General features: G+C 36.1%; 12 protein-coding genes and 1 tRNA gene. 12 read left to right on the forward strand and 1 reads right to left on the reverse strand.

Annotated features, from left to right (window positions below):
• Positions 1-49 precede the first annotated feature (49 nt).
• The 10 genes from L2B55_RS11545 (at position 50) to L2B55_RS11590 (ending at position 9,208) form a co-directional block, all read left to right on the forward strand.
• Complete coding sequence (locus L2B55_RS11545; RefSeq protein ID WP_237845667.1) at positions 50-2,323, forward strand: S9 family peptidase; 2,274 nt, start codon at positions 50-52, stop codon at positions 2,321-2,323.
• Between the two features lie 72 nt (positions 2,324-2,395).
• On the forward strand, positions 2,396-2,806 hold the full coding sequence (locus L2B55_RS11550) for an acyl-CoA thioesterase (protein ID WP_237845668.1): 411 nt from the start codon (positions 2,396-2,398) through the stop codon (positions 2,804-2,806).
• Positions 2,807-2,879: 73 nt separating this feature from the next.
• A complete protein-coding gene (locus L2B55_RS11555) occupies positions 2,880-3,875 on the forward strand; it encodes a YihY/virulence factor BrkB family protein (RefSeq protein ID WP_237845669.1) in 996 nt (331 codons plus the stop codon).
• Positions 3,876-3,934: 59 nt separating this feature from the next.
• Positions 3,935-4,019: transfer RNA gene (locus L2B55_RS11560), tRNA-Ser, on the forward strand.
• 567 nt (positions 4,020-4,586) lie between these two features.
• A complete protein-coding gene (locus L2B55_RS11565) occupies positions 4,587-4,883 on the forward strand; it encodes a hypothetical protein (RefSeq protein ID WP_237845671.1) in 297 nt (98 codons plus the stop codon).
• A gap of 608 nt (positions 4,884-5,491) precedes the next feature.
• Positions 5,492-5,833 carry a hypothetical protein gene (locus L2B55_RS11570; protein ID WP_237845672.1) on the forward strand — a complete coding sequence of 114 codons (342 nt, stop codon included), beginning with the start codon at positions 5,492-5,494 and terminating at the stop codon, positions 5,831-5,833.
• Between the two features lie 5 nt (positions 5,834-5,838).
• On the forward strand, positions 5,839-6,399 hold the full coding sequence (locus L2B55_RS11575) for a Riean_0653 family protein (RefSeq protein WP_237845673.1): 561 nt from the start codon (positions 5,839-5,841) through the stop codon (positions 6,397-6,399).
• Between the two features lie 118 nt (positions 6,400-6,517).
• On the forward strand, positions 6,518-7,564 hold the full coding sequence (locus L2B55_RS11580; protein WP_237845674.1) for an RHS repeat-associated core domain-containing protein: 1,047 nt from the start codon (positions 6,518-6,520) through the stop codon (positions 7,562-7,564).
• 2 nt (positions 7,565-7,566) lie between these two features.
• Positions 7,567-7,971, forward strand: coding sequence for a hypothetical protein (locus L2B55_RS11585; RefSeq protein WP_237845675.1), 405 nt, complete (start codon positions 7,567-7,569; stop codon positions 7,969-7,971).
• A gap of 58 nt (positions 7,972-8,029) precedes the next feature.
• On the forward strand, positions 8,030-9,208 hold the full coding sequence (locus tag L2B55_RS11590; RefSeq protein WP_237845676.1) for an RHS repeat-associated core domain-containing protein: 1,179 nt from the start codon (positions 8,030-8,032) through the stop codon (positions 9,206-9,208).
• A 399-nt stretch (positions 9,209-9,607) separates the two neighbouring features.
• Here the strand turns inward: L2B55_RS11590 and L2B55_RS11595 are convergent, their stop codons facing one another.
• Positions 9,608-10,471: a hypothetical protein gene (locus L2B55_RS11595; RefSeq protein WP_237845677.1), complete on the reverse strand. Its 864-nt coding sequence runs from the start codon at positions 10,469-10,471 to the stop codon at positions 9,608-9,610.
• Between the two features lie 431 nt (positions 10,472-10,902).
• On the opposite strand from L2B55_RS11595, the gene L2B55_RS11600 reads away from it, so the two are divergent.
• A complete protein-coding gene (locus tag L2B55_RS11600) occupies positions 10,903-11,286 on the forward strand; it encodes a hypothetical protein (protein WP_237845679.1) in 384 nt (127 codons plus the stop codon).
• A 107-nt stretch (positions 11,287-11,393) separates the two neighbouring features.
• The gene (locus tag L2B55_RS11605; protein ID WP_237845680.1) at positions 11,394-11,654 is read left to right on the forward strand and encodes a hypothetical protein; all 261 of its coding nucleotides are present in this window, start codon (positions 11,394-11,396) and stop codon (positions 11,652-11,654) included.
• Positions 11,655-12,015: the final 361 nt, after the last annotated feature.

Below are 12,015 nucleotides of genomic sequence, written 5' to 3' on the forward strand. Positions count from 1 at the left end.
GGCGCTGCATTTTTCATTTTCAGCTTAAACAAACACACCTAATAATAAAATGAATCAATTAAAATTAATCCGGATCTGTGCTTTAATGGCAATAACAGCCATTCAGATTCCATTAAATGCGCAACCGCTGCCTGAACACCTTAAAATTCAAAAGCCTTTTTTCAGCATGAAAAAAGTTGATGAAAACGCTATGAATTTTAGCCAGTTACAATGGAACAAAGACGGGCATTTGTTTACACTACTTAACGAACTTTCTAACGGTTTTGAAATTGCTGAATACAATCCGGTACAAAATTTTGAAAAAAAAATACTGGTAACATCTGCAGATTTAATCCAAAAAGAAACAGCTAAACCATTACCCGTTGAATCATATACTTGGGACCCTGCCAAACAAGTATTATTGTTATTTAGTAATTCAAAACGTGTATGGCGTGAAAATACCAGAGGCGATTTTTGGATTTACGATGTTAAAACAAAGGCTTTACGTCAAATTGGCAAAGGATTACCAGCCTCGTCATTACAATTTGCAAAACTTTCACCTGATGGCTTAAAAGCAGCCTATGTGAGTAAGCATAATATTTATGTTGAAGACTTACAAAGCGGAAAAATTACACAGCTTACCTTTGATGGAACTGACAGGGTAATAAACGGAACTTTTGACTGGGCCTACGAAGAAGAATTGTTTTGTCGTGATGGTTTCCGGTGGAGTCCCGATAGCAGAGCAATAGCATACTGGCAAATTGATGCATCAAAAATCGGCAATTTTCTGATGATTAATAATACCGATTCTATCTATTCGTTTACAATCCCTGTTGAGTATCCGAAAGTAGGCTTCAATCCTTCAAAAGCTAAAATTGGTGTTATCAATATTGAAGCAACATCTACCAAATGGATGAATATTCCGGGTGATGCTGAAAAGAATTACCTCCCACGCATGGATTGGGCCGGCAATAGTAATGAGTTAATGGTACAACAGTTGAATCGTAAACAAGACTCCTGTAAACTATACCTTATCAATGCTCAATCAGGTTCAGCCAAGAATGTTTACAAAGAAAGCGATGCTGCCTGGATTGACCTAAACTATTTTTGGCAATATGACCGAACAGGATGGGATTTCATAAATGGTGGTAAAGAGTTTTTATGGACTTCGGAGAAAGACGGCTGGAGACACGTTTATCGTCTCAATCGCGATGGTTCCAATGAACGTTTAATTTCAAAAGGAAACTATGACGTTATGGACATTAAAGGCATTGATCCGGCTAAAGGTATTTTATATTTCTATGGTTCCACCAAAAATGCAACACAACAATATCTCTATAGCTTAAAAATTGATGGTAAAGGAGCATTAACAATGGTATCTCCGGCAAATCAAACAGGAACGCACACTTACAATGCTTCTCCTGATGGTCAATTTGCCGTACACTCATTCTCAAACCATACTACCGCCCCTCAGGAACAGTTTATCAAATTAAACGGGCATGAAAAATTAAAAGATGGGGAAAGTTACCGTTTAACTGCAGAGCAGATAAAGCAATACATGCCAAACCCTAAAAGCTTTTTTCAGGTTACCACAGCTGACGGCATAACTATGGACGGCTGGATGATTAAACCTGCTAATTTTGATGAAAGTAAAAAATATCCTCTACTATTCGATATTTATGGTGAGCCGGCTGCTGCGACTGTGAAAGATGTGTTCAGCCCTAACAATTGGCATCAACAACTGGCTAATAAAGGATATGTTATAATTTCATTAGACAACCGTGGAGCTCCTGTTGCCAAGGGAAGAGAGTGGAGAAAAGCGATATTCAAAAATATTGGTGTCTTAAACGTTCGCGATCAAGCTATGGCAACCAAAGAAATTCTGAAATGGAAATGGGTTGATAGCAGTCGTGTTGCCGTATGGGGTTGGAGTGGAGGTGGCTCATCTACCCAAAACCTTATGTTTAAATACCCTGAAATTTATAAAACAGGTATGGCTGTTGCAGGTGTAGCTAATATGTTAACTTATGACAATATTTACCAGGAACGCTATATGGGCTTATTGCCACAATCTTTAAATTCATATAAAGAAGGCTCATCAATAAATCATGTAAAAGGATTACAAGGAAATTTATTGTTAATTCATGGAAGCGGAGATGACAACGTTCATTACCAAAACCACGAAATGCTTGTAAACGCCCTTGTTGCTGCCGGTAAAAGCTTTGAAATGATGGTTTACCCTAACCGCTCACATTCAATAAATGAAGGAGAGGGGACAAGTAAACACCTTTTCCAACTTTTAACTAAGTATTTGGAAGAACATTGCCCTGCAGGTGCTCGATAAATTAATGCTGAATTATGGATGATAGGTTATAACTTATCATCCATAATTTATAACCTATCATTCAACATAAAAATGTATATACACGAAACCAAACTACGCGTACGTTACGGAGAAACAGATCAAATGGGTTACATGTATTATGGAAACTACGCTGAATTTTTGGAAGTAGCACGGGTAGAAATGCTCCGCAACCTTGGACTAACCTATAAAAGCTTCGAAGAGTCAGGTATTATGATGCCTGTATTGGAATTAAACATCAAATACATTAAACCTGCCAGGTATGATGATGAAATTACCATAAAAACGATTATGAAGCATTTGCCGGCTATTCGCATTCATTTTGACTATGAGTTATACAACGAGGCAGGAGAATTGCTAACAATAGCTCATACCAAGCTGGTTTTTGTTGACATGGCAACAAATAAACCATGTCATGCTCCTCAAAGCTTTATGGAAAAATTGAAAGGATATTTTGCAAACTAATTAAGCTGTGCGTTTTGCCAGGTTTCCCAATCAATTCAAATAACTAATTTTAATCATAAACCAACTTATTCAAATGATGAAGGTAGAGCGGTTACTCAATAAAAGTGGTTTGTACCTTGGGTTCATTTCATGGACTAAGCGAACTGCTTTACCCGGTTTCCAACAACTGCCCATTTATACTGTAGCTGTTTTCTTTTTTAATGAATTGAAAAAAGAATCATTGGTTACAAAATCATCTTCGTTAGCTTATAGCTTTTTACTTGCAATTTTTCCTGCAATCATCTTTTTATTCACATTAATACCTTATATACCAATTGAAGGCTTTCAGGATCACCTGTTAACTCTTTTAATGCAAATATTACCTTATAACGCTTATAAAGCCGCAGAAGACACCCTTTTCGACATTATCAAAAATCAAAACGTAAGCTTATTGTCTTTCGGTTTTATTGCAGCTGCATTTTTCTCCACAAATGGAGTAAACTCGTTAATGCGCGCATTTAACAAGGCTTCATTAGTTGCTGAAAGAAGAAGCTTTATAAAAAAAAGAACCATTGCCTTATTACTTACCATCTACATTGCTCTTTCAATAGTTGTGGGTATAACAGCTTTAATAGTAGGGGAGTTCACCATGAATTTTCTTGAATCTGAGGGACTCATCAGGGCTTGGCTTTTAGTATTTGCAGTACAAGCATTCAGATGGCTGGTAATAGCCTTTTTATTCCTGTTTGCCACCTCTCTTTTATATTACTACGGACCATCAACCACCCGCTCCAAGAAATTTATTACCCCAGGATCGGTATTAGCAACATTTCTGGCCATTATCGTATTTATAGGCTTTGCCTATTACATAAATAATTTTGGCGCCTACAATAAGTTATATGGTTCAATCGGCACTCTAATCGTAATTATGATTTGGCTTTATATTAATTCAATGATTATACTCATTGGATATGAGCTAAATGCAAGTATTGTGTTATCAAAACGGAGCTTAATTATAACCTCGGAAGCACCCGATTGGCGAAGAAGCAGAAATTCAGCCGGACAAAAAAACAGGCTTAAAACCAGCTAATTAAAGATTTTTTTAAAATTTTATTTGGTAGTAATCCCTGAATTTGTACTTTTGCCTCCGGAAAGTTGGCAGAGTGGTCGAATGCGGCGGTCTTGAAAACCGTTGACTGTAACAGGTCCGGGGGTTCGAATCCCTCACTTTCCGCTCCCTACTTAATCAAAAAGTAACAAACGCTGTAAATTGAATGGTTTACAGCGTTTTTGTTTTGGTACCTGTCTCAAAAAGTTCATTAATTCTTATGGATCAAGTGCAAAAGTTGTGGAGTAGGGAATAAAAGTTCATTTTTGTGCATCCTAAAAAACACCATGCACGAGTCCTATAAAGCCCTGATCCCACTGATCCTTCCTGAATCCATTGAGGAATATTTTGAATTAACCAGTGCCATTTTATGTTTCGCTAAATGAATTCAAACTTATGGAAACAGTTGAAAGATATTTAATTGCTAGGGTTTTTAAAGAACAGAACGTTTAAAAGAGCATTAGCCTAACAGGACAAAAGCACTTTTAGCCATACATCTTGATTAAAGCCCGATTGTAGCTTAATTTAATTTTATCTGCTGAAGAATTGGGAGATAAATCTCGTGAAATTGCTTTGGCTCTTTCAGTTTTGCTTATGGAAACGGAGGTGCATCATGGCTAAACAAAACAAACACGTGGCCTGGGATTTCGACCTGACCCAGTTTACCGTCAGGATAATCGCCGCTATGTTTCGGTGGAGACCGAGGTGTTGACCTATACGGATGGTATATTAAAGCTACTAGTCAGTATTCGTGATGAAACGGAAGAACTGCTGTGTTTAAAAGTGACTCCGGCTGCTTTACTGGTTTGGTGTAGCAAGATGGAGGATGGTAGCAGTTTAAGCCGCCATGCGTACTTTGGCTTGTACCGGTTCGTGTTCTTGAGTGGCTATAAGAGTTTTCAAGGGTATTATTGGCCGGATTTCTTTAAGGAGAAGAATAAATTCTTGCAAGTTACAAAAGGAGCATTCCAGCTTTTTAATTCAGGCTAAGTCGCAATATGGAGCATTTTTCCGTCCGGGGGGGCCCTTGCTTTCTTGTGATTCGGAAGCTTTTTGTGAACTTCGCCTTCCCTCCGTAACCAGACAATCCCACCCTATGAGAGGGTAAGGTGGAAAATGGTACAATGAACAGAAGATAGCAGTAGTTGCTGCAGAATGCATCCCAGAACTTTTAAACAAACATCAACGTTTAAACCGGCTACTTAATCAGGCTGTTTTGAACGAAAATGTAAAGTGAAACAGCGAAGGCATCAGCTTTATACCCATAGGGTACCTGAGTAGCCGAACAGGTTAAGGATTTTATTAAATTTTAAATTTGTTCGTCAATTTCTTGTCCGAATTTTCTAGATAAGCATTTAATTAATAGCAGGTATGGCTGTTTACACATTTTTGTTGTAAAAGTATGCTTTGAGAAACAACTGGGGAGTTTGCACATTATAAGGAATTACTTTGTCCCCACTATTCTTCCAACTACTATATAAACTAATGTCTAGTGACGAAATAGCATTTTTAATTAGAGCCTTAAATACTTATTTGTTAAAAATATTAAATAAAAGGAATTTTTTATATATTTAATATACCCTTCAAATTTTACCACTATGAAAAAAATCTTACCGACTATTCCAGTTTTAATCTTATTCCTAAATGTTGGTTATGCTAAAGCTCAACAGCAACCCGACAGTTTAAAAACTATTCAATCAAATTATTATGCACAACAATTTGGTTTAAATAATGCAGCCGCACTAAAAACTTTTCAGATCATTAATTTATACAAGGAAAGTGTAAAAATACTTTTAAGCAAAGGCCTCAGTGAAGTCGAATTAAGAGCTAAAATTGACTTATTGATTGATGAGAAAAATGAAAAGCTAAAAAAAATATTAACTACTGAACAGTTAGAAAAAATTGTGCCTAAAACAGAATTACAAAAAAAAAATAAGTAATTCATATGATACTTCCTTTCAGAATATTTCTACTATTTATCAGTATTGGACTTATATCTTCTTCTTGCCAAAAAGATAAAGAAAAAGAAAAAGTTGGCATTGACCTCTTACCACCTGAGTCTCATGAGGGAAAAAATACTTTCGGTTGCTTGGTAAATGGTGAATCATACTTGCCCAAAGGAACAGGTGGGCCAATACTAACTTGCACGTATCAATACATAGATGGTTTCCAGTTACATGGGTATTATTTTAATTTAGGTTGTGGTAGCGAAAAAAACGGCAAGAATTTAGGTATCGGGATTGGAACTAATAATTTGGAAATTCAGGAAGGTGGAATATATCAATTAAAAACTAATGTCTCAGAAGAATCTGCCTATGCGTCTTATGGAATATTCACAATAGGAAACAATCAAATATTTAATCCCTTAAATGGCGAATTAAAAATAACCAAGTTCGATTATAAAAAACAAATAGTATCAGGAACTTTTTGGTTCGATGCTGCAAATGATCAAGGTGAAAGAGTGGAAGTCAGAGAGGGCAGATTTGATATGATTTTTACCAAATAGCCAGTTTAAGCCTAACTTTTATGAAAAAACTCTATTTCAAAGCAATAGTATTGCTAGTATCTTTAACATTCCAAAAACAAGTGCACATGACTCTGAATGGCAGTATGATTTTAGTGGATTGCCGGAATTGTACAATACTTTCTACCGTAATTATGACCCTGCGCTTGGCCGTTTTGTAGCTGTAGACCCTAAAGCGGAAGCTACCGATGCATTGTCACCATATCATTATGCAGGAAATAATCCTATTTTGTTTAATGATCCGTTGGGTGATCGTTTTGAACGTGAGAACCCTATTCGTCTTAGACCAAATTATAGCGAGTGGGGTTTTGATTTTGGCAATAGTACTGGAGGAGGAAGAATCCCAGGAGGTATTAGTCATATTAGTCAATCTAATCCAATTAATTATGGCTTTGGAGTAAATTCAGCGTTTAGTATATGGAGTAATTCTACATATGGAGGCAGCTGGTCAAGTACGGATGGGATTCATATATTTAGATCTGCTGAAGAAGCTTTTAATGCTGGAGCCAACTATTTAGATCTTCACAATGCCTGGGGAGTTGGAGGCGCTGCTTCTTCTCGTCAAGCTGCCCGATATCAATTTAATAATATCAGAGAAGACAGAGGACTTTTAAGGTACAACCCTTCTGGAATGTATTATCAACAAGATAGAAACGGTGTATTTTATATACCAGGCACGGATAATATTGTTAATCCTTTTACTGGCGAGGTACAAGCTTCGGTGGGAGAAAGTCTTGATGCTGGATTTAAAATGGCAAATGCAATGCTGGGTACAGCTGGCTTAATAGCAAGTGGGACACAAGCTGCGGTGTATAATGAAATTTCTCAAGCAGCAAGAAGATCCGGCAACATTGTAAATGCTGTTCTTGAAAAGCGTAGTTTTGATAAAAGTTTTGGTACATTCTCCCAAAAGCTAGGTTATGTTGGTGTTGCAGTAAGTACATTAAGTTTAGGAAATAAGTACTTTACAGGTCAAGAAATTAAAACGAGCGATTTAGTGGATTTCGGAATTGGGATAGTTTTATCTGCAGCTACGATTTCTAATCCAGTATTTATAGTTGGCTTAGGTATTTATTCAGTAGCAGATATGTCTGGAGCTTTAGATGGGATAAAAAAAGAATATCTTAATCAAACAATTGTAAATTAATTATGGATTTTATTAAACTAAGCTGTTTTCAATTATTTAATATTTACCTTAAAAAAGGAAAGTCATATGAAACTGCTAAAACAGCAGCTGTTTTAATGGTAGCGGCTTCATTATATTCTTACTTTTTCAGCCCATTAATTTTTTTGCGACAGATTGAATTTCATAAACTTGTTTCAAAAAACACATTAAATGTATTAAGTTTTACAATGTTAATGATGGCGGGAGTAATCTATGCAGTGATTTATTTTAAAATTGAAAAAGAAAGTAAGTTCATTGGAGTTATCGAAAAATTTAATATGATGACTATTCACCCTCTTAAAAGTACTGCAGCAATTTTATTTGGTTTTGGAGGAATTCCATTTTTTGTTCTTACTTTAATAATTCAATATTTTATGGCTAATAAATAATAAAATTAGTAGTTTTTATAAAAGTTAAACGCCCTGAAATTCGGGGCGTTTAACTTTTTTGTTTGATGAAAACAGAACTTTAGCCTACTTCCCAATTGTTGAAGGACGTGTTCGTAACGAAGGAGGGCTGAAATACGAATACATGATTGCCGATAACATGGGCAACGTACGGATAAGCGTGGAAGATGTAGGGGGTATCGCCACAGTGAAACAAGAGAATAGCTACTATCCGTTTGGTTTGACTATGCCGGGAAACTATGTTTCAACAAATCCGGTTAATAATAAGCTATACAACGGTGGCTCTGAGTGGCAAAATGATTTTAGTGGTTTACCTGAATTGTATAATACATTTTATCGTAATTATGATCCGGCAATTGGGCGTTTTATTGCTGTGGATCCTAAAGCGGAAATTACGGATGAATTGTCGACATATCACTATGCAGGTAATAACCCAATCTTATATAATGATCCAATGGGAGACAGGTTTGAAAGAGAGAAGCCTATAGGCCGAAGCTTAGCCTCTAGGCTCCAAGAGAGTAATTATACAGGAGGAAGTATTCGCTTACCATTTGGTCCAGGAACTTATATTAGTACAGGTTGGGCTGCAAATGGAGATTTTGGTAATATGTATGATGCTAACCAAGCTGAAATTTATAGACAAAGTTTAGAGAATGTAAGTAAAAGTTATGCTGATAACTACACTAAAGAGTCATTAGCTAGCATTGTGAAACAAGTACCAGGTTTAACTGATGGAAGTCATACGGCTTACGGCAATGGTTTAATAGGTAGATCTCTTCCTCAGGTAGAATATGCAAGTATTAAAGAAGGTGAAATTCCTTCTTGGTGGGGGAATTCTCAGCTGTTTATTGATAGGAAGCCTGTTATTGGAGATGTTAATCATCTTGGGTTAAGGGATGGATTCAGTCATGCAGATAAGAGTAATTTTGGGTCTACTTCTTCATTTCTAGGTTATGCAGGAATCTCATTAACGAAAACAGAGTCATTATTAAAATATACTGCGAAAACTGCAACTTCATGGGGAGATAAAGCAACCGCATTGAGAGCGGCAAAAGGGTTTGTTGCTGCTGGAAAAATCGTAGGGGTAGCCGGCGCTGCTTTGACATTATATGAAGGGCTAACAGATGGTAATGGCCTTACAATTGGAGATGGACTCGTCAGCATACAGTTCTTGTTGCAAAGAGTTTTCATCATTTGGGTTAGAAGTATTGCCACTTAAATGATGAGACAGCTCATGAAGGTATATTGCTATTATATCCCAATTGCGATTGAGTGGGTCGACTATTGAATCAATCACTGCTTTATTATAAAGGATGTACCTGATTTGGTTTTTTTCAGAGATCAGCGCAGCAAAATTTTGAATTTCTGTGCATTCCCTCATAATATACTGAGCATGTAATCCAATTGGTTTTAATAGCGTGTTTAAAGTAGCTTCGGCTACACTATCTTCTTTTGTAGGCTTTTGCTCAATGCACGGCCAGTCATGTAACTTCGCATCCTTACCCAAAAAACATACTCTACCAATATTCTTTTGTGAAAATGAGTAGTGCACTAAAAACAAGGTAATAAGTAATAACGTACTGTGTTTCATTATTTTGATAAAATAAAAATAGTGCTGCTAATCATCAATTGTATTCTGGATTTGATACTTGGCATTGACCTTGTTTTCAGATAAAGAATGTACTTTTTTCGCCTCTGCTATCATTAAATCCCTTTTTTGCTTATTCCAATATTTTGGAAGTAACATAAACCCGCAGTTTAACAGGGATTGTTTATCAGAAAGAATGATTCCACAATCACGCTTTTTGCCAGCAGCTATTAGAGGGCATAAATTTCCAAAAAAAGCGTAGCGAAACCCAAATCCACCATATCCTGGTCCTTTTCCCTGAGATGAAAAATATTTGAAGCCCCTTACTTTGCTTGAGTAGTGACTCATTTCATTTCCGGCGCTATCTATGTATGATATAAAGAGTACTGCATGCCCGGTACCATTATTTCTATTTATGTTGACAAATGACCCCGGTAAAAGTTCTTTATAATGGCACATCGTACCCATACCATAAGAATTAAGTGCATACGCAGTACCTTTAGACCCAGAATTAACCCAAACCAAGTCTTTAAAAGTTTTTGATTGAGTTGAAACCCAGTGCTTAAAAGGCAAATAATCGTATATTGTAGAATCTTTCGTTTCATCAACGTAAATATTTAACGCCGTAACTATTAATTCCAATTGAGCTGCTACACACATAGTAACAGATGGACGAGATGCTTTTAAAGTTTTTTTTCCAAAATTTAAATCATGGGTAAAAACCCCTTTAACATCGTAACCGCGTAAAGCCCACTTTTTTTCAATTATATCCACGGCTTTTAAAAGATAACCATTAAATGTCCTATTCTGTGATTTTAAGGAATTAGTGGTTAGAACAAAAAGAAATGATAGGAAAATTAGAAACTTTAACCTCGAAGGTTTTAGATTTTTCATAAAATTTATTGTTTTAATTTAAAAGTTGACAGTAAATGTTCTTGTAGCTTATCAATAAGAATTTTTCATAGAAAATGCATAAATATTTGGTAGCTATTTCTTAACGGAAGGATAGAAGTAATTTCGAAAAACGCTGACTAAATTTAATAAAAATAGATTTGATACTAAATACTTTCAAGAATTTTAAAATCAAAAAGGGTCATTAGAAATACGATTTCTAATAACCCTTTTGAAGAATTTTAGACATTAGATAACTTTATGCATTCTTGTTAAAAGCAATCAGAATCAGATGAAATTCTCTTCATTTTATTTTTTCTCAAATCATAATTAGGCAACCTGACTTGTTGTTAAATACTGATTTTTAATGATTTAATATCATTATATGAACTATAATTAAGAACATTAACCCATAGGTAAAAACATGTAGGGAAATGAAAATTCCGTTACCTCCTAATGGTCATTGGATGAAATTAAAACATGGTAAAGTATCACCCAAAGCTGAAATTCCAAATGATTATGAAGGAGAGGACACCATCAACCTGCAGACCACTGATATTGATCCACTTGTTAAAGACATTCTTGAAACACAAGGTTTCACATTAAAAGTACCCAACAAATTAATCAATCTAGATCAGCTAATTTTGGAGGCCCAACATTCATTTTCAGAAAAACCATCCAACTATCTATCGGGTCCAAATCGAGGTACAAGCCCACACTGTATAGATATTCGAGCAACCCCTAAAAATGCTAATAGAGCCTTAAGAATCATGAATACGCTAATAGGCAACTTTAAAGCAAGAGGATTTACAATATAGTCCGAAATGGATTTACTTATGTAACTAAAAGAAATGTCAGTCAAAAAATTCACCTCCGTGAGACCAACAAAAAAGTACCAACAAACGACAAATGGAACCCTTACCGCTTGGAGCCTACTGGAATTTTAGCGTTTAGTATCGATGAATATAGAGGCGGCATGTGGCAGGACGGACAAACCTTACTAGAAGATAAGTTACTCAAAATTATGGTTCGGGTAGAAGAAGCAGTTATTGAACGAAATGAAACTTGGAGAATAAACAGAGAGTATTTCGCAGCCTTGGAAGAAATAAAACGATTAGAACAGGAACAATTAAGACTAAAACAAAAAGAACTCAGTGATTTTAAGGATAAAAACCTCGCCTGCTAAGTCGGTCAGGCTGCCCTTGTGTAGTGCAGGCCGCCAGGCTCTTGACTACCCTCAAATCCATGCTTCCAAAAGCCGCGTCCTTTCTACATAGGTCGCAAACCGCCCTCGTACCTCTGGCTGCTGTTTGCTCCCACCATTCCCTCCACTCGCAAGGCGGCTCGCGGCACAAGGCCAACACACTCTCAGGATTGTTTTACCTTCTTGTTCTATCCATTGCGTAAATAAATATAAATGAGAAACTTGTGTATAAAACCTCCGGATGTTGATGTAGGAAAAAATTAGGTAATTTAGTGTAACTGAAACGCTATATTGTGGATCGGCGCAATGAAGATTCGTCTTTTTAATTGTTATTAGCCATCCT

The sequence above is a fragment of the Solitalea lacus genome (assembly GCF_022014595.1).
GTDB lineage: Bacteria > Bacteroidota > Bacteroidia > Sphingobacteriales > Sphingobacteriaceae > Solitalea > Solitalea lacus.